We start from the raw sequence: 17,879 nt of genomic DNA on the forward strand, positions 1-17,879 counted from the left end.
AGCACCATGACGAACCCCTTCGGCCAGGCAGGACAAATCAGGTTTCGACCATAGCCGCGCCACAAGACAGATCAAACCCGCGGCCGCGGCATGGCGCGCCGGCGAGAAGACGCGCTAGTCTTGGCTTCGGCAGACGCGAGGAGTGATCCCATGCAGCGCACCCGGTCTTCATTCGGCACCCGCTCCGTCATCGCTGTCGGCCTTTGGCTCGCCACGTCGATGCCAGCGACCGCGCAGACCATGGCGCCCGCACCCGAAGCTGCTACCGGCCGAACCGCCAAGACGCTTGGCACGGCGCAACGCTACATGGCCGCCGCCGCCAACCCGCTCGCCGCCTCGGCCGGCCGCGACATCCTGCGTGCCGGCGGCAGCGCGACCGATGCCGCGATCGCGATCCAGCTCGTGCTCAACCTGGTCGAGCCGCAGAGCTCGGGCATCGGCGGCGGCGCCTTCTTCGTCTACTGGGACGAGGCCGGCCGGAAACTGACCACACTCGATGGCCGCGAGACCGCGCCGAAGGCGGCCAAGCCCGAGCGTTTCCTCGGCACCGACGGCAAGCCGATGAAGTTCGTCGACGCCGTCGTCGGTGGCCGCTCGGTCGGCGTGCCCGGCACGGTCAGACTGCTTGAAGCGGCGCACCAGCGCTGGGGCAAGCTGCCCTGGGCCGAAGTCTTCGCCCCCGCGATCAAGCTGGCGGAGGAGGGCTTTGCGATCTCGCCGCGCCTCAACGGCCTGCTCGCATTGGAGAAGAACCTCGGCAAGGACGCCCGCGCCGCCGCCTATTTCTACGAGGCCGAAGGCAAGCCGAAAGCGGTCGGCACCGTCCTGAAGAACCCGGCCTTCGCTGAAACTCTGCGCGCGATTGCGGGGCGCGGCGCCGACGCCTTCTACGAGGGCGCGATCGCACAGGACATCGTCGCGACGGTGACCGGCCACACGACCAATCCCGGCGACATCACGCTGGACGACCTCACCACCTACAAGGTCGAGGAGCGTGCGCCGCTCTGCGGCCGCTATCGCGCCTATACGCTTTGCGGCATGGGCCCGCCGAGCTCGGGCGCCATCGCCGTGCAGCAGATTCTCGGCATCCTCGCGACCAAGGACATGGCTCGCCTCGGCGCCGGGGCCGAGGCGGCCCACTGGTTCGCCGAAGCCGGCAAGCTCGCCTTCGCCGACCGGGCGCTCTATCTCGGCGACCCCGCCTTCGTCAGCGTCCCGGCCGCCGGCCTGATCGACGAGGGCTACATCGGGGGTCGGGCCAAGCTCGTCAGCCCTGACAAGGCGATGGGCAAGGCCAGCGCCGGCGATCCGCCGAACAAGCGCGCTTTGCTGCTCGCCCCCTCCGAGGGGGTCGAGAACGGCACCAGCCATATCTCGGTGATCGACGCCGCCGGCAATGCGGTCGCGATGACGACGACGATCGAGGACGGTTTCGGCGCGCGCCTGATGACCAAGGGCGGCTTCCTGCTCAACAACGAACTGACCGATTTCTCCTTCGCCCCCACCGAGGATGGCAAGCCGGTCGCCAACCGGGTCGAGCCCGGCAAGCGGCCGCGCTCGTCGATGGCGCCGACGATCGTCTTCGACGCCTTCGGCCGGCTCTATGCCGTCACCGGCTCGCCCGGCGGCAGCCAGATCATCGGCTATGTCGCCAAGACGCTGATCGCGCTGCTCGACTGGAAGATGGACCCGCAGCGCGCTGTCGACCTCGCCAATTTCGGCAACCGCAACGGGCCGACCGAGCTGGAGAAAAGCAGTGAGGCCGAAGCCTGGAAGGCCGCGCTGGAGGCCAAGGGCCACGATATCAGGTTGATCGAGATGACCTCGGGCATCCAGGCCATCGTCAAGACGCCAGAAGGCTATCTCGGCGGGGCCGACGGAAGGCGCGAGGGCGTGGCGGTCGGAGACTGATCAACGACAGCGCGCCAGACGCAAAGTCGGCTTGCCACGTTCCGACCAGACCAGCACGTCGCCGTCGCGCGCGAGGCTGAAGCGGCGCTTCTCCGTCATGCCTTCGCCATGGCAGGTCGCCGCGATGTCCCACCGGCCATTGCCGCCGCCGACACGATCGAAGCTGCAATAGAACTCGAAGCCATCGACACGGCGCGCGGTGAAACGCATGGCGATTTCGTCGGTCGTGCCGAGCTTGTTGCGGCACCAGGCAGCTTCATTGGCCCAGCGGCCCGCATAGGCGGGCTCCTGAGCAGTCGCAGCATGAATCAGGCAAAGCGACGATAGGCTGATGAGCAAGGCATAGCGGAGCATGGCATCCCCCATCATGGTGACGATGCCAGATTTGGCGAAGTCAGACAGGTTTTGTCGAGGTCAGGCCCGCACGGGCTGCTTCGGCTCCCCGCCCGCCCCACGGCCCGCAATCACCCAGTAGACGAAGCCGGTTGCGGCGCCGACCAGGAAGAGCGCCGCCACGACCTGCAGTTCGCGAGCGCTCGGTGTCCGGGTCATGCCGAGCATGGCAAGCGGCAGCAGCGACGCCAGTACCCCGGTGAGCCCGCTCTGGATCAGCCCGCTGCGCAGGCGGAACAGCTCGGACCCGACCGCGACCAGCACCACCGGTAGGACCAGGATGGCGAAGCCGAGCCGGCCGAGCAGCGAAAAGGCCGCGGCGGCGGTCGGGCCGGGATCGAAGCCGCGCTCGGCCTGATCGAACAGCGCCGCGAGCAGGCGCTCGAAACCGCCGCCGATCAGCAGGCCGAGATCGGGCGAGGCGACGCCAGCGATCATCAGCGCAACCAACCCCGTGCCGATGGCGAACAGCAGCGCAAACGGAATCAACAGCAGCCAGCGCAGCATGTCAGTGCGCGACCGTCGCGGCTTCAGCCTCGTCCTGCTCCAGCATCAGCCGGGCACGCGCCGAAAGCTTCTCGGTCTCGCTTTTGAGCTGGCCGCAGGCGGCGAGGATGTCGCGGCCGCGCGGTGTGCGCACCGGCGAGGCATAGCCGGCCTTGAAGACGATCTCGGAAAAGCGCTCGATCCGCTCCCAGTCGGAGCATTCATAGCGCGTGCCGGGCCAAGGATTGAACGGGATCAGGTTGATCTTGGCCGGGATGCCCTTGAGCAGGCGCACCAGTTCGCGCGCCTCGGCGTCGCTATCGTTGACTCCTTTGAGCATCACATATTCGAAGGTGATGCGCTTGGCATTCGACAGCCCCGGATAATTTCGGCAGGCCTCGAGCAGGTCCTTGATCGGGTACTTCTTGTTGAGCGGCACCAGTTCGTTGCGCAGCTCGTCGCGCACCGCATGCAGCGAAATCGCCAGCATCGTGCCCATCTCGCCGCCGAGCGGGCCGATCTGCGGCACGACGCCCGAGGTCGAGACGGTGATCCGCCGCCGGCCGAGCGACAGGCCCTGATCGTCGGAGATCACGCCGATCGCGTCGCGCACGCCGTCGAAATTGTAGAGCGGCTCGCCCATGCCCATGAAGACGATGTTCGAAATGAACCGCCCGCCATCATTGGGAACGAAGGCGCCTTCCGGCGCGCTGCGGTTCGGGAAATCGCCGAGTCGGTCGCGCGCCACCATCAGCTGCGTGACGATTTCCTCGGTGGTGAGGTTGCGTACGAGGCGCTGCGTGCCGGTATGGCAGAAGGTGCAGGTCAGCGTGCAACCGACCTGGCTGGAGACGCAGAGCGTGCCGCGATCGACCTCCGGGATGTAGACGCATTCGATCTCGGCGCCGCGGTCGCGCGGGCCGGTCGGCGCCATCCGCAGCAGCCATTTGCGGGTGCCATCGGTCGAGACCTGCTCGGCGGTGACCTCGGGCAGGTCGAGCGTGAAATGCTCGGCGAGCTGCGCGCGCAGGCCCTTGCCGATCGTCGTCATCTCCTGGAAGTCGCGGACGCCGTAATGGTAGATCCAGTTCCAGAGCTGGCCGACGCGCATGCGCCGCTCCTTCTCGGGAACACCAATCTCGGCCAGCGCCTCGGCGAGGCCGGCGCGCGTGCGCCCGGCCAGTGACGGCCGCCGCATAACAGGTTCAGCCGCCGGGAGGGCGGCTTCAGCAACAGAGAGATTCATCGGAACTCGGCTCGCAACGGGCGATCTCGCCCGGAATTGGCCGCCTCATAGCACGAGAGCGGCCTATCGCGAAATCACCTTACTTGCAGGCGTCCTCGGCCCGCTTGACGATCTGCGAGATGCCGGCGAGCGAATACTTGTCGCTGGTCGGGTTGCCGCGCTTCGAGGTGCCCTTGATCTCGAGCCCGGCGCCCTTGCGCAGCGCATCCAGCATGCGGCCTTCCTCAGCCGGATTCTTCAGCCAGACATTCTGGCCCTTGGCGACCAGCGCGAAGCGATCACTGCCGATGATCGCCTGATGCTCGACATCTTCCTTGAGGTCGAAATTCATCACCAGGCTGATCTCGTTGCGCACGCCCTCGCCCGGGCGGCTTGAGATGAACAGCAGCCCCTCGACATCCTTGAGATTGGCGGGGATGCGGGTTTCAGCCTTGGACAAAGCGTAGCAGATCTTGGAGCGGCCCTGCTGCGACGAAAAGGCCTGCCATTTGCCGGCCGTTTCGAGCAGGAGTGCCTGGCCCTGCCCGCCGGCTGCGGCGGTCTTCGCCGGCGCCGGCTTGCTGGCGGGGGCACGCTGCGCCTGCGCTTGTGCCGAAGTGCCCGCAAAGATCAGGGCCGCCAGACCGAGCAGGGCAGCGGCCTGGAGCGAAAGGCGGGCGGAGGAGAGAGCCGGAATGCGAATCATGGATCGCCACTAACCAACAAAAATCTTAACGCCGAATGGAGAATGCGCGGGATCGGCGATCCGGATTGACGCAGTGCGCCGGATAGAATGTCACGATCCTGGCGAAAATGCGAATGCTCGCAGCCCATGCGCCGATCGGACGAGGCGTTCTCCTTCAATAGTTTAGGGACGGCTTCGGCCTGGTTCCGTTCGCCCGCAGCTTGTGCCAGCCTTGGGCGAACGCGACGGGACCAGCCGAGGAAGTTGGAGGATCGATGAAGGCGCTGCTGTGCGAGGCCCTCGGGCCAGCGGAGAATCTGGTGATCCGCGACTTGCCCGAACCGAAGCCCGGAGCCGGCGAGATCGCGATCCAGGTGAGGGCTGCAGCGCTCAACTTCTTCGACACGTTGGTGATCCAGGGCCGCTACCAGGTGAAGCCGCCGCTGCCCTTCTCGCCCTCGGCCGAATGCGCCGGCGTGGTCAGCGCCATCGGCGACGGCGTTACCGACTGGCAGGTCGGCGAGCGCGCCGCCGCCTGGCTCGGCCATGGCGCGGCCCGCGAGATCGTCGTCGTTCCAACCGAAGCGGCGATCAGGATTCCCGACAAGCTGAGCGATCATCAGGCTGCCGGCCTCTTCGTCACCTATGGCACGGCAATGCACGGGCTGATCCAGCGGGGCGAGGTCAGGCCGGGCGAAACGCTCGCCATCCTCGGCGCCGCGGGTGGCGCCGGCCTCGCCGCGGTCGAGATCGGCGCTCTGCTCGGCGCAAAGGTGATCGCCTGCGCCTCCTCGCCGGAAAAGCTCGCGCTCGCTCGCGAGCATGGTGCGCAGGAGGGGCTGGACTACGCTGCCGACGACCTCCGGGCGGGTCTGCGGCGCCTCGCTCCCGGCGGTGTGGACACGCTCTACGACACGGTCGGCGGCGAGCTCGCCGAGCCGGCACTGCGGTCAATGGGTTGGGGCGGGCGCTATCTCGTCGTCGGCTTCGCCGGCGGCGAGATCCCGAAAATCCCGCTCAACCTGCTGCTGTTGAAGGGCTGCGACCTGCGCGGTGTGTTCTGGGGCGATTTCGTCAGGCGCGATCCGGCCGGCCACCGCGCCAATATGGAGCGCCTGCTCGCCTGGGCCGCCAACGGCAAAATCCGCGCTCATGTAAACGCCGCCTTCCCGCTGGAGCAGGCGGCGGAAGCGCTCGCGCTGATCGCCGGCCGCAAGGTCCAGGGCAAGGTCGTGCTGATTCCCTGACCGATCAGAGATCGGTCAGCATCTCCCTGGCCTTGTCGCGATGCTGTTGGGTGATCGAGCCGGCGACGGCGGCGAGCGCCGCCGCGATCACCGCAGCATCGTCGGTGAAGCCGAGCAGCGGCATCACGTCGGGAAGCGCATCGATCGGCAGCACGAAATAGCCGAGCGCCGCCAGCAGCGTCAGCTTGACGCGCCGTGGTGTCGACGGGTCACGCGTGCAAACCCAGGCAGCGAGCAAATCCTCGGCGAAGGGGATGCGCTTCGCCACCCGCTTCAGCCGCCCGATGAACTCGGACCCGAAACGCGCCTCGTCGCGCAGGCTCTTGCGGATCGCCGCCATCTCCTCGGGGCTGAAACGCTGGCCGAAGCCGAAGCTGTCGCTCATCCATCCTCTCCCTTTGGCAGGCTACCTCTATAGTCCGCCGTCGACGCAAAAATGTGGCCCCGCATGAAGGGCTGCACAAGGGATCGACCCAGAATCGCACGCGCAATCCGCTTGGATAGCGAGCATCGCGCCTCTAAAGCCGTTCCAGCAATGTCAAAAGATCAGGGGACGCCATGAAGCTCGACTCCTCCATCGCCGCCATCGTCACCGGCGGCGCCTCCGGCCTCGGCGAGGGCACCGCCCGCATGCTCGCCAGCCATGGCGTCAAGGTCGCCCTGTTCGATCTCAACGCCGAGCGCGGCGAAGAGGTCGCCAGGGAGATCGGCGGGCTGTTCTGCCCCTGCGACGTCACCAGCGAGCAATCGGTTGACGCGGCCCTGCAGAAGGCGCGCGCCGCCCACGGCGTCGCCCGGATCGTCGTCAACTGCGCCGGCATCGCGCCGGGCCGCCGCGTCGTCTCGAAGAAGCGCGACACCGGCGAACTCGTCGCCCATGATGTCGCCACCTTCGAGAAAGCGGTCGCGATCAATCTCACCGGCACCTTCCGCCTGATCGCCAAATCGGCGGTCGCGCTCGCCGCGCTCGATCCGGTCACCGAAGATGGCGGGCGCGGTGTCTTCGTCTGCACCGCCTCCGTCGCCGCTGAGGACGGCCAGATCGGCCAGGCCGCCTATGCCGCCTCCAAGGCCGGCGTCGTCGGCCTGACCCTGCCTGTCGCGCGCGATCTCGCCGGGGTCGGCATCCGCGTCGTCACGATCATGCCCGGCCTGTTCGAGACACCGATGTTCGCCGGCCTGCCGGACGAGGCCCGCGCCTCGCTCGCCGTCTCGGTGCCGCATCCCTCGCGCCTCGGCCGGCCCTCGGAATATGCCGCTCTGGTCAAGAGCATCGTCGAGAACGACATGCTGAACGGCACCGCGATCCGCCTCGACGGCGCCATCCGTCTGGCGCCGAAGTAATCAGACGAACCTAGCGCAACCTCGTCCTGGCGAAATCGATGAAGGCTCGCAGCTTCGGTAGGACCTGGTGGCGCGAGGGGAAGTAGAGGAAGAAACCCGGCGTCTGCGGGCAGAACGGCTCCAGCACGCGCTCCAGCAGGCCGCGTTGGCAAAGCGGCTCGGCGACGGGATCGAGCATGTAAGCGAGACCCAAGCCCATCACCGCGGCCGAGATCATCACATTCGCCTCGTTCGCGATGATCGGCCCGTCGACGGCGATCGCGAATTCTCGCCTGCCCTCTTCGAACTCCCAACGGTAGAGGCTGCGGTCGCTCTGGCGGAAATTGATGCAGGCGTGCCGCTTGAGCTCCTCCGGGCGCTGCGGCCGGCCATGCCTGGCGAAATAGTCGGGCGAGCCGACCACGGCGAGTCGGAACGGCGCGCTCAATGGCACCGCAACCATGTCAGCCTCGACCAGTTCGCCGATGCGGATACCGGCGTCGAACCCCTCCGTGACGATATTGGCGAGCCGGTCGTCGACATGGATCTCGACCTGGACCTCCGGATAGCGCGCGCAGAAATCGGCGAGGATCGGCTCGATCAGGCTCGGCAACGCCACGCGCGGCACATTCAGCCGCAGCAGGCCGCTCGGCCGGTCGCCGAGGCTCGCCACTTCCCGGAAGGCTGCGAGGATGTCGTCGACCGCCGGCCGCGCCCGCTCAAGGAAACGCCGCCCCGCCTCCGTCGGCGCAACATCGCGGGTGGTGCGCGCCAATAGCGCGACGCCGGCCCGCTGTTCCAGCGCCCGCACGCTCTGGCTGATGGCGGAGGGCGTGACGCCGAGCGCCGCTGCCGCAGCAGTGAAGGAGCGCTTCTCCGCCACGGTCAGAAGGGCCACTAACCCATCGAGATCGCTACGCTGCATTATGTAGCAGTACTGAAAGATACATTCAGAATACAGCGGATTATCGTATAAATCGGGCGTGGTTAGGGTTCCTGCATCCGCCAACACCTCCGCGGGAGAACCCAATGACCAATGTGACCAACGATCGCCGGGTCTTCATCCGCAGCGCCATGGCCGCCGGCCTCGGCGTCGGCCTGATCGCCACCGCCGGCGCCCAGGAGGCGCCTGCAGGCCTCTTTGCCGGCAAGGTCGTGCTGATCACCGGCGCGACCTCTGGCATCGGTCGTATCACGGCCGAGCTCTTCGCCGCGCAGGGCGCGAAAGTCGCCTTCTGCGGCCGGCGCGAAGCGCTCGGCCGCGAGGTCGAGGCCGGCATCCGCGCGAAAGGCGGCGATGCCTTCTATGTCCGGGCCGATGTCCGTGACGAAGGAGAGGTCAAGGCCTTCGTCGATGCCGCGATCGCCCGCTATGGCCGGCTCGACATCGCCTTCAACAATGCCGGCGCCGACAGGCCGCCTGCTCCGATCGCCGAGACGGTCGCTAGCGGCTTCGACGATCTGATCGCCACCAATCTGCGCGGCGTCTTCCTCGCCATGAAGCACGAATTGCCGCATCTGGTCCGGACGAAGGGCGCTGTCATCAACATGGCCTCGATCGGCGGCCGCCACGCCTTCCCGAACATCGTCGGCTACGGCGCTTCCAAGGCGGCGGTGATCCACATGACCAAAGCGGCCGCGCAGGAATACGGCCTCGACGTCCGCGTCAACGCGATCGCGCCCGGGCCGATCGAGACGGCCATGCTCGAGCGCGTCCGCCGCGACTGGAAGGTGACGAGCGAGCAACTCGCCAGCGCCTATCCGGCCAAGCGCATCGGCCAGCCGGAGGAAGTCGCCGAGCTCGTGCTCTGGTTGGCGAGCCCGGCCGCATCCTATGTCAACGGCCAGACCGTCGGCGTCGACGGCGGCGGACTGGCGTAACGGAGGCGCCTATTCTCGCGCCTCGTCCAACCGCCCCGCGAGCGTCAGATCCTCGGTCGACATGTGGACAGCGCGCACGATCGGTAGCAACTCGTGCGCATATAGTGCCCTCAGCGCATCCCGATCATCGCGCACGATCCGGTAAGGCCAACGATAGAAAGGCAAGCCGCTGACGTGACGCTCGGCGGTCTCCCTGCCCAGGAAGTCCGCGACCGTTTCCACTTCGAGCCAGTTCACGATCACGTGGAGGTACGTTGAATAGACATCGGCGGCGCCATCGCTGCCACCGACTGGGACCTGCGGATAGCGCTCGCGGAGCTGTTTCAGAAGACGCGTCCATTGCTCCCGCTTGGTATGCGAATACCACGTCACATACCAATGCATCTGCTCGTGCAGATAACTGTGAAGCAGAGCGGTTTCGTCGCGAACCCAGGTATTCAGCGTGAGCGGGTGGCTATGCGGGATTTCCGTCGGCGCAATCCGAACCTTCCGGGTGTATTCGTAAGGCGACAGATCAAAACGCTCCCGCAGGGCGAGCAGCATCGCCCGAACAGACTCGGCAGAACCCTGTACCGCCGTAAAGTCGAATGTGATCTCCAAGCCTTCCGGCATGCCTTATTCCGCCGCCTCTGGCCGCTTGATCTCGTGCTTCAGGATCAATGGCGTCTGGGCGAGCGCGAAGATCATGGTCAGCGGCATCACGCCCCAGACCTTGAAAGCGACCCAGAAATCCTGGCTCTGGGTGCGCCAGACCACCTCGTTCAGCGCCGCGAGCACGAAGAAGAACAGACCCCAGCGCAGGGTCAGCTTGCGCCAGCCTTCCTCGTCGAGCTGCAGCACGCTGTCGAGCACCAGCGCCAGCAGCGAGCGGCCGAAATAGAGCCCGCCGAGCAGGATACAGCCGAACAGCGTGTTCACGATCGTCGGCTTGACCTTGATGAAGAAGGCGTCGTCGAGCGCGAGCGTCAGCCCACCGAAGACGGTGACCACGACGGCGTTGACGATCGCCATGCGCGGCAGGTGGTTCATCAGGATCTTGGACAGCAGCAGCGAAAGCAGCGATGCCGCGATGAAGATGCCGGTGGCGACGAAGATGCGCCGATCCTCGGCCACGCCGAACCAGCGATCGCCATAGGAATTGACGAAAAAGAAGATCGCCAGCGGCCCGAATTCGAGCGCCAGCTTGAGCAGCGGATTGATCGGCTTTGCCGTTTCCGTCGTGCTCGCCGCCGTTTCGCTCATGCCGCTTCTCCCAATCCTGCCACCGCGCGGGCGAAATCGCGCGCCGAGAACGGTTCGAGGTCGTCGACGCTCTCGCCGACGCCGATGAAATGCACGGGCAGGCCGAATTGCGCCGCCAGGGCCACGAGAATGCCGCCGCGCGCCGTGCCGTCGAGCTTGGTCATCACCAGGCCCGTGACACCGGCGGTCTCGCGGAAGGCCTCGACCTGGCTGACCGCGTTCTGGCCTACCGTGGCGTCGAGCACGAGCAGCGCCGTATGCGGCGCCTGCGCATCCAGCTTGCGGATCACGCGCACCACCTTGGCCAGTTCGTCCATCAGCCCCGTCTTGTTCTGCAGTCGCCCAGCCGTGTCGATCAGCAGCACGTCGGTGCCGTTGGCCTTGGCCTTCTGCAAGGCCTCGAAGGCGAGCCCAGCGGCATCCGCGCCCTGCTGGCCAGCGATGACGTCGGCCCCGGTGCGATCGCCCCAGACCTTGAGCTGCTCGATCGCCGCGGCACGGAACGTGTCACCTGCGGCCAACATCACCGATTTGCCCTCGGCCCGGAACTTGGCCGCGAGCTTGCCGATCGTCGTCGTCTTGCCCGAGCCATTGACCCCCACCATCAGGATCACGAACGGCTTTTTGGTGGCGTCGATCGCGAGTGGCATGGCGACCGGCATCAGGATCGCCTCGACCTCGCGCGCCAGGATCGCCTTCACCTCCTCCGGCTCGATCTGCTTGTCATAGCGACCTTCGCCGACCGCCTTGGCGATCCGGGCCGAGGTCGCGAGGCCGAGATCGGCCTGGATCAGGATGTCCTCAAGATCCTCCAGCGTCGCGGCATCGAGCTTGCGTTTGGTGAAGAGGTCGCTGATGCCGGTCGTCAGCGCGGACGAGGTGCGCGACAGCCCGTCCCGCAGCCGGCGCCACCAGCTGCGCTTGGGTTGTACCGGCTCCGGCGCCGCGATCGGCAAAGGCGCGTCTTCACCGAGCAGGATTTCGGGTGCGAGTGGCGCCTCGGGCTCGGCTTCGGGCACGGTCTCCGCAACCGGCTCGACTGGCGGTTCGGGGAGAGGAGCGGGCGCCGGAGCAGGCGGTTGCGTCTCCGCCGGCTGATCCAGTCCGAACAGCTTCGAGAAGAAGCCGCGTTTTTTCGGTTCGGTCTCGCTCATCGCCCGTCCTGCCGCGATGCGCGGCAACGCTTCAGGTTGCATGGCCTCGCGGCCTTGTTTAGCGCAATGCCATGACCACGCCCGAGCGACCAGCCTTTTCGCAGGACAACCTCCCCTTCGCGCTGCTACATCGCGACGCGATGATGCTCGTCATCGACAAGCCCGCGGGACTTCCCGTACATCGCGGCCCGGCGGCGAAAGGCCGCATCATCCCGGTGCTGACCGATCATCTCGACGCCCTGCGCTTCGGCCTGCCGCGACGGCCGGAAGCCGCACACCGGCTCGACAAGGACACGTCCGGCTGCCTCGTGCTGGGCCGTCACCCCCGCGCCATGGCGCAGCTCAACCAGCTTTTCCGCGACGGCGGCATCGAAAAGACCTACTGGGCGGTGGTGGAAGGCGACCCCGCCGAGGAAGAGGGCCTGATCGATCTGCCACTGGGGAAACGCTCGCCGGAGCGCGGCTGGTGGATGAAGCCGGATCCGACCGGCCTGCCTTCGCAGACACGTTACCGCGTGCTCGGCCGTGGCCATTTCAATGGCAAGATTGCCACCTGGCTGGCGCTTGAGCCATTGACCGGCCGCACCCACCAATTGCGCGTGCATTGCGCCGCCAGCTTCGGGCCGATCCGCGGCGACGAAATTTACGGTACAGCGCCGCGCGATGCGGGCCCGGGCCTTCATTTGCACGCCGAGAGCGTCTCGATCCCGCTCTACCCGAAGCGCGAGCCCGTCAGGGTTTCCGCTGCGCCGCCACCGCATATGCACGCCGCGCTCGAGGCTTGCGGCTGGGTAAGCGGTAATAACCTTTCCTAAACCCTAACGCCGGGATGGCTTGCGACAAGACCTCGTCAACCATTCCCTAAGGCACGCCTGCTATCCCCGGTTGCAGAGATCGCGGGGCTTTTCATGCTGGACAGGGTGGCGAGAACGGCGGAGGCGCGCGATGCGCTGCTGACTTTCGCGCAGGCGCGCGCCGACATCGCTGCCGAACCCCAGACGAATGCTGCGCTCGGCACCCTGCTGAGCTGGGTCGAAAGCTATCTGATGCGCGAGCATGCCGACCTCGGCCGCACCGGCGCCGTCTGCCCCTTCACCCGCCAGGCAGCCCGTATCGATACGGCGCGCCTTGCGATCTGCATTGCCGGCCCGGACGAGGAGGAGCGCGCCTTCACGCTGATCCGCAGCTGTTTCGGGGCACTCGACGCGATTCCCTGCAAGCCGGGCATGGCACATTTCCGCACTGTCATCATCGGCTTTCCCGCCTGTACCGACGAGCGCGGCATCGCGATGCTGCAGCGCGTCCAGAAGCGGCATAAAGTCTACTCCCTGGCCCGTGGCCGTATGATCGGGCTGATGCACGAAACCTCCGAGGCGCCGGGGTTGTGGAACCACGCATTCCGTCCCTTGCGGGCACCGCTGCCGGTGCTCGCCATCCGCCATATGGTCGAGCACGACGCCCCCTTCGCCGCCCGCCATCCGCTCCTGCTCGTGCCCTATCTCGCGAAGTTCCGCCTGGCGGGCGGACGGCGCCTGATCGACCATCTTCGCGGCCAGGGTTGAGCATGCGCGCCAAGCACATGCAGGCGATTGCAGAAGGATCGCTCTCGCCCGAGAGCCGCGCAGCGACCGGCTTTGCCGTCGAGGTTCTGACGGGCCGTGATGCCTTCCTGGCCCTGAAACCGGAATGGGACGCACTCTTCGCCCGCGCCAGCCTGCCGCATCAGCTTTTCCAGCGTCACGCCTTCCTGCGGCATTGGTGCGACCACTACCTTGTTGCCGATGATCGCCTTTGCCTCGTCGTCGGTCGCGAGGCCGGGCGCCTGGTCATGCTCTGGCCATTGGAACGCCGGCACCGCCTCGGCCTCGAACTGGTGCGCCTGATGGGGGCGCCCGTCGCGCAATTCGGTGATGTCCTGATCGAGGCCGACCCGCGGCGCGAACACTGGCTGGAGCGCGGCTGGGAGGCGCTGCGCCGGCGCGGTGTCGATCTGGTAGAACTGCGCCTCGTGCGGGACGACGGCGCGCTCGGCCACTGCAACCGACTTGGTCTTACTACTCCGGTGGTGAGCCAGGAAGCGCCGTTCGCCGATCTGGCCTTGCGTGTGGCGCCGGATGGGCCGAGCCTCGCCTATCCTGGGCGCGACCGTTCCGGCTATCGCCGTCGCCTGCGCCGCCTCGCAGAGCGCGGCGAGATCGCCTTCACCAGCATCGCGCCGGGCAAAGAGGCGGGTGCGCTGGCCGAGCAGGCTGCTGCGATGAAACGGGAAGCGCTTGCCCAGCACGGCATAGTCGCGCCGGCAGTGGCGGATCCCCGCTTCGCTCGCTTCTTCGCGGGGCTTGCTGCCGACCTGAATGACGAAGCGGGCCTGCGCCTCTCCGTCGTCAGCTGCGACGGGCGTCCGATCGGGATCGACCTGTCATTCGATTGCAAGGGCCGCAGTTTCGGCCACGTCATCGCCAGCGATCCGGGTTTCGAGCGGGAAGGTCTGGGCCGGGTGCTGGTTCACCATGCCTTTGCCAGCGCCAGGTCACGCGGCAGTTCGATCTTCGATCTGCTGGCCCCTGCCGATCCCTATAAGAACGAGCATGCCGACGGGGCCGTAGCAGTGCGCGATTTCACTGTGCCGCTGAGCTGGCGCGGACAGCTCGCTTGCGATTTCGCATTGCCCCATCTGCGTCCGACACTGAAGGCGATCGCCAAGCGACTGCCTCCAAGCTGGGTCAGGCGCTTCGCTGGTCCAGGCTAGCTCGCCATTGCATCCATGGCGCGCGCCAGCCTGACGTCGAGTTCGGTCAGGCCGCCGGCATCATGCGTCGACAGCGTCACCTCGACCGTCTTGTAGACATTCGACCACTCCGGGTGATGGTCGAGCTTCTCGGCGAGCAGCGCCACCCGGCTCATCCAGCCGAAAGCCTCGTTGAAGTCGCGGAAGACGAAGCGCTTGCTCATCGCTTCGCGGCCCTCGACCAGCCTCCAGCCTGTGAGGACCGACAACGCCTCCTTGCGAGCCTCCGGACTCAAGCGTTTCGGCCTGTCGTGTCCCACTGTCACCTCCGCTGCGAAATCGCGCCGAGTGGGCGATTCGGATAGTGCAGACCGAGCGGATAGGCCGCCTCGAGCACATAGGGCCCGCCGCCGATCGAATCACGCGAGGACATCAGCGCGAACCGACGTGCCGTGAAGCTGATCGGGCGCACGATCGGATGCGTGGCGAGATAGTGCGCGACATCGGCCGGCAACGAATCGCGCAGCCGCGCCAGCGTCACATGCGGCGTGAACTTGCGCGATTCGGGCGGCAGCCCAAGCCGGCGCATCAATCGTTCCAGCTCGGCCTGCAGCTCGTTCAGCTTCTGCGAGGGCTGGACCCTGGCGAAGACGGCGCGCGGCCGGTCGCCACCGAAACTGCCGAGCTGATCGAGCGTGATCGCGAGCGGCTCATTGCCGACATCGTTGAGAAAGCTATCGAGGTCATGGGCCGTACGCCGATCGACATCGCCGAGGAAGCGTAGCGTGATGTGATAGTCGGCGGGCTCGATCCAGCGGGCGCCGACCAATCCGCCGCGATGCAGCGTCAGGCTCGCGGCGACCTCAGCGGGAACTTCCAGGGCGGTAAATAGCCGGGGCATGGCGAATCAGTGCCAAGCATTTGTGACTCTAGCGAGACGGCAGCCTTGCACCCTGCGCCGCTGCCGACAAGCCGGCTCTGCTTCCCGCTCATGGGCAGGGGTTGCCGACCCGCTGGTGGATCGCGTCGATTTTCGCCTCGAGCTCGGGCGAGATCGCGACCGAGGCCGAGCCGATCGCCGTCCTGAGATGCTCCATGCTGGTCGCCCCAATGATGTTCGAGGTGAGGAAACAGCGCGAGGTGACGAAGGCCTGCGCCATCTGCACGGGATCGAGCCCGGCCTCGTCGGCGAGCGCGATATAGGCCTTGATCGCCAATTCTGCGCCCGGAGTCTGGTAGCGCTGGCCGCGATCGAACAGCGTGGTACGGGCGCCGGCCGGCCGGGCACCGTCGAGGTACTTGCCGGAGAGGTAGCCCTGGGCCAGCGGCGAATAGGCCAGCAAGCCGACCTGCTCACGCATGGCGATCTCCGCCAGCGCCGTCTCAAACGTCCGGTTCAGCAGGTTATAGGCGTTCTGGATCGACTGCACCCGCGGGCGCCCATTGCCCTTGGCCTCTGCGAGGAAGTTCATCGTTCCCCAGGCGCTCTCGTTTGAGAGACCGAGATGGCGGATCTTGCCGGCCTTGACGATGTCAGCGAAGGCGTCGAGCTGCTCGGCGATCGGCGTCTCGTCCTCGGCCTGTGTGAAGGCCGGATGGTTGAAGCGCGTCGGGTTCGAGCCCCAGGCCATCGGCCGATCGGGAAAATGGATCTGGTAGAGGTCGATATAGTCGGTCTGCAGCCGCTTCAGGCTCTTGTCGACGGCTTCCTCGATCTGCCGGCGATTGACGCGGGTCGGGCCCTTGTCGTCGCGGAACCAGTCATTGGCCGAGCGGCCGACCACCTTCGAGGCGAGGATCACCTTGTCGCGATTGCCGCGCGCCTTGAACCAGGTGCCGATGATCCGCTCCGTCGAGCCCTGCGTCTCCGCCGCGGGAGGGATCGAATAGAGTTCGGCCGTGTCGAAGAAGGTCACGCCCTGGTCGAGCGCATAATCCATCTGCTCATGGCCCTCGGCTTCCGTGTTCTGCTGGCCCCAGGTCATCGTGCCCAGGCAGATCGCCGAGACCTTGAGGTCGGTGCGGCCGAGACGGCGATATTCCATGGCGAAAGGCTCCGATGGCGGACGCATCGGAAATGCGCCACGCAAGGCTAGGGTGATGGCAGGATGCGCCCTGGCTCAGGAGCGCGGGCGCAGGGAGGCGAGAAACCGCTCCACCGTCGGCAGGATGCGCTGCGCGATGACGCGCACGCCCTCAGCCTTCGGATGCAGCATGTCGGGCTGGTTCAATACCCGGTCCCCGGCGATCCCGTCCAGAAAGAAGGGATAGAGAATGAGTCCGTGCTTCTCAGCCAGTTTCGGATAGATTGCATCGAAGCGGGCGACATAGTCCGGGCCGTTGCTGCGCGGCGCGTACATGCCGGCGAGCAGGACCGGAATGCCGCGCGCCTTCAGCCCGGTCACGATTGCGTCAAGCGACCTCTCGGTCAGCGCCGGATCGATGCCGCGCAAGGCGTCATTGGCGCCAAGCTCGAGGATGACACCATCGGTTCCATCAGGCACCGACCAGTCGAGCCGCTCCAGCCCGCCTTGCGAGGTGTCGCCGGAGACGCCGGCATTGGCGATCTCGACCGAAATCCCTTTGTCGCGCAGTATCTTCTCCAACACCGTCGGGAAGGCGGCGCTACCGGGCAGATTATAGCCGGCGGTCAGGCTGTCGCCGAGCGCGACCAGCTTGAGGGGCTTGGTCTGGGCGAAGACAGAACTGTTCATCAAAAAAGAACCCAGGCTGGCGAAGACGAGCAGCATTACCGCCCAAATGCGCGGCGACAGCTGGATTCGGGCAGCTAAGCGCCCATATCGGGTGGCGGCGCGACGCATGGCGGTTCTGGTCCCTTCGGCTCGGAATGAAAGTCGAAGCGGCGGCATCGGATGGGATGAAAGCGGAAACATGGCGGTGAGCGAGACAACCCCGACGATCGAACTTAGCGACGTCGAGCTCAGTCTGGGGCGTGGCGCTGCCCGCGTCCATATCCTCAAAGGCGTCTCGCTGACCATCCCGCAAGGGCAGGCGACCGGCCTCGTCGGCCCCTCCGGCTCCGGCAAATCGACCTTGCTGATGACCATGGCAGGGCTGGAGCGCCCCGATTCCGGGCTGGTGAAGGTCGCCGGCCAGGATCTCGGCGTGCTCGGCGAGGACGCGCTCGCCATCTTCCGTGGCCGCCATATCGGTATCGTCTTCCAGTCCTTCCACCTCGTGCCGACCATGACGGCGCGCGAGAACGTCGCGCTGCCACTGGAACTCGCCGGCGTCGAGGATGCCTTCGAACGCGCCGCCGCCGAATTGCGCAATGTCGGCCTCGGCGAGCGCATGGACCATTACCCGGCCCAGCTCTCCGGCGGCGAGCAGCAGCGCGTCGCCATCGCCCGCGCGGTCGCGCCCGATCCGGCGATCCTCGTCGCCGACGAGCCGACCGGCAACCTCGACGAGAGCACCGGCCGCTCGATCGTCGACCTGATTTTCGCGCTCCGGCGCGAACGCGGCGCGACTCTCGTCCTCGTCACCCACGATCTCTCCCTCGCCGCCACTTGCGACCGCACCGTACGTCTGCGGGCCGGCCGCATCGAGACCGAGGCTGGAACCGAGGCGCTGGCGATCTGAC

Annotated in this window: 21 protein-coding genes; 8 read left to right on the forward strand and 13 right to left on the reverse strand. The window is 66.7% G+C overall.

The features are described 5' to 3' along the window. Nucleotides 1-150: 150 nt before the first annotated feature. A complete protein-coding gene (gene ggt / locus B6S44_RS22505) occupies nt 151-1,911 on the forward strand; it encodes a gamma-glutamyltransferase (protein WP_206735225.1) in 1,761 nt (586 codons plus the stop codon). Here ggt and B6S44_RS22510 read toward each other — a convergent pair whose 3' ends face one another. The 4 genes from B6S44_RS22510 to B6S44_RS22525 form a co-directional block, all read right to left on the reverse strand. After that, complete coding sequence (locus B6S44_RS22510; RefSeq protein WP_129159133.1) at nt 1,912-2,265, reverse strand: hypothetical protein; 354 nt, start codon at nt 2,263-2,265, stop codon at nt 1,912-1,914. 60 nt (nt 2,266-2,325) lie between these two features. Then, nucleotides 2,326-2,811, reverse strand: coding sequence for a hypothetical protein (locus B6S44_RS22515; RefSeq protein ID WP_129159134.1), 486 nt, complete (start codon nt 2,809-2,811; stop codon nt 2,326-2,328). A 1-nt stretch (nt 2,812) separates the two neighbouring features. Next, nucleotides 2,813-4,036, reverse strand: a complete 1,224-nt coding sequence (rlmN, locus tag B6S44_RS22520; RefSeq protein WP_129159135.1) for a dual-specificity RNA methyltransferase RlmN — start codon at nt 4,034-4,036, stop codon at nt 2,813-2,815. Nucleotides 4,037-4,115: 79 nt separating this feature from the next. After that, nucleotides 4,116-4,721, reverse strand: a complete 606-nt coding sequence (locus tag B6S44_RS22525) for a hypothetical protein (RefSeq protein ID WP_129159136.1) — start codon at nt 4,719-4,721, stop codon at nt 4,116-4,118. 254 nt (nt 4,722-4,975) lie between these two features. Here B6S44_RS22525 and B6S44_RS22530 point away from each other — a divergent pair, with 254 nt between their 5' ends. Further along, on the forward strand, nt 4,976-5,947 hold the full coding sequence (locus B6S44_RS22530) for an NADPH:quinone oxidoreductase family protein (protein WP_129159137.1): 972 nt from the start codon (nt 4,976-4,978) through the stop codon (nt 5,945-5,947). 4 nt (nt 5,948-5,951) lie between these two features. Here B6S44_RS22530 and B6S44_RS22535 read toward each other — a convergent pair whose 3' ends face one another. Then, nucleotides 5,952-6,332, reverse strand: coding sequence for a YkvA family protein (locus B6S44_RS22535; RefSeq protein ID WP_129159138.1), 381 nt, complete (start codon nt 6,330-6,332; stop codon nt 5,952-5,954). 173 nt (nt 6,333-6,505) lie between these two features. Between B6S44_RS22535 and B6S44_RS22540 the strand changes: the two genes are divergently transcribed. Further along, nucleotides 6,506-7,291, forward strand: a complete 786-nt coding sequence (locus B6S44_RS22540) for an SDR family NAD(P)-dependent oxidoreductase (RefSeq protein WP_129159139.1) — start codon at nt 6,506-6,508, stop codon at nt 7,289-7,291. A gap of 10 nt (nt 7,292-7,301) precedes the next feature. Here B6S44_RS22540 and B6S44_RS22545 read toward each other — a convergent pair whose 3' ends face one another. Further along, nucleotides 7,302-8,168 (reverse strand): LysR family transcriptional regulator, encoded by an 867-nt coding sequence (locus tag B6S44_RS22545; RefSeq protein WP_248309713.1) that lies wholly within the window; start codon nt 8,166-8,168, stop codon nt 7,302-7,304. A 131-nt stretch (nt 8,169-8,299) separates the two neighbouring features. Between B6S44_RS22545 and B6S44_RS22550 the strand changes: the two genes are divergently transcribed. Further along, nucleotides 8,300-9,151 (forward strand): SDR family NAD(P)-dependent oxidoreductase, encoded by an 852-nt coding sequence (locus B6S44_RS22550; RefSeq protein WP_129159141.1) that lies wholly within the window; start codon nt 8,300-8,302, stop codon nt 9,149-9,151. 9 nt (nt 9,152-9,160) lie between these two features. Here B6S44_RS22550 and B6S44_RS22555 read toward each other — a convergent pair whose 3' ends face one another. From B6S44_RS22555 to ftsY, 3 genes are read right to left on the reverse strand one after another with little or no spacing between them, the layout of a single operon-like run. Further along, a complete protein-coding gene (locus B6S44_RS22555) occupies nt 9,161-9,763 on the reverse strand; it encodes a hypothetical protein (protein WP_129159142.1) in 603 nt (200 codons plus the stop codon). Nucleotides 9,764-9,766: 3 nt separating this feature from the next. Further along, entirely contained in the window at nt 9,767-10,393 is a 627-nt protein-coding gene (locus B6S44_RS22560; RefSeq protein ID WP_129159143.1) for a septation protein A, read from the reverse strand. Then, the gene (ftsY, locus tag B6S44_RS22565; protein WP_210215010.1) at nt 10,390-11,547 is read right to left on the reverse strand and encodes a signal recognition particle-docking protein FtsY; all 1,158 of its coding nucleotides are present in this window, start codon (nt 11,545-11,547) and stop codon (nt 10,390-10,392) included. Before ftsY ends, B6S44_RS22560 begins: the two co-directional genes overlap by 4 nt. 71 nt (nt 11,548-11,618) lie before the next feature. Between ftsY and B6S44_RS22570 the strand changes: the two genes are divergently transcribed. The 3 genes from B6S44_RS22570 to B6S44_RS22580 all read left to right on the forward strand — a co-directional run bounded on the left by B6S44_RS22570 (nt 11,619) and on the right by B6S44_RS22580 (nt 14,296). Then, nucleotides 11,619-12,362, forward strand: coding sequence for an RluA family pseudouridine synthase (locus B6S44_RS22570; protein WP_129159145.1), 744 nt, complete (start codon nt 11,619-11,621; stop codon nt 12,360-12,362). 93 nt (nt 12,363-12,455) lie between these two features. Then, nucleotides 12,456-13,109, forward strand: coding sequence for a DUF6875 domain-containing protein (locus B6S44_RS22575; protein WP_129159146.1), 654 nt, complete (start codon nt 12,456-12,458; stop codon nt 13,107-13,109). A 2-nt stretch (nt 13,110-13,111) separates the two neighbouring features. Further along, a complete protein-coding gene (locus B6S44_RS22580; protein ID WP_129159147.1) occupies nt 13,112-14,296 on the forward strand; it encodes a GNAT family N-acetyltransferase in 1,185 nt (394 codons plus the stop codon). Here the strand turns inward: B6S44_RS22580 and B6S44_RS22585 are convergent. From B6S44_RS22585 to B6S44_RS22600, 4 genes are all read right to left on the reverse strand, one after another. Then, the gene (locus B6S44_RS22585) at nt 14,293-14,595 is read right to left on the reverse strand and encodes a 4a-hydroxytetrahydrobiopterin dehydratase (RefSeq protein ID WP_126114717.1); all 303 of its coding nucleotides are present in this window, start codon (nt 14,593-14,595) and stop codon (nt 14,293-14,295) included. The genes B6S44_RS22580 and B6S44_RS22585 overlap by 4 nt on opposite strands. 2 nt (nt 14,596-14,597) lie before the next feature. Further along, nucleotides 14,598-15,176 (reverse strand): RNA 2',3'-cyclic phosphodiesterase, encoded by a 579-nt coding sequence (thpR, locus tag B6S44_RS22590; RefSeq protein ID WP_129159148.1) that lies wholly within the window; start codon nt 15,174-15,176, stop codon nt 14,598-14,600. An 88-nt stretch (nt 15,177-15,264) separates the two neighbouring features. Beyond that, a complete protein-coding gene (locus B6S44_RS22595; protein WP_129159149.1) occupies nt 15,265-16,320 on the reverse strand; it encodes an aldo/keto reductase in 1,056 nt (351 codons plus the stop codon). A gap of 75 nt (nt 16,321-16,395) precedes the next feature. Next, nucleotides 16,396-16,989: an arylesterase gene (locus B6S44_RS22600; RefSeq protein ID WP_248309714.1), complete on the reverse strand. Its 594-nt coding sequence runs from the start codon at nt 16,987-16,989 to the stop codon at nt 16,396-16,398. A gap of 178 nt (nt 16,990-17,167) precedes the next feature. On the opposite strand from B6S44_RS22600, the gene B6S44_RS22605 reads away from it, so the two are divergent. Then, entirely contained in the window at nt 17,168-17,878 is a 711-nt protein-coding gene (locus B6S44_RS22605) for an ABC transporter ATP-binding protein (RefSeq protein ID WP_129159151.1), read from the forward strand. The last annotated feature ends 1 nt before the right edge of the window (nt 17,879 follow it).

Origin of the sequence: Allobosea sp. Tri-44 (assembly GCF_004123845.1) — a bacterium.
Lineage (GTDB): Bacteria > Pseudomonadota > Alphaproteobacteria > Rhizobiales > Beijerinckiaceae > Allobosea.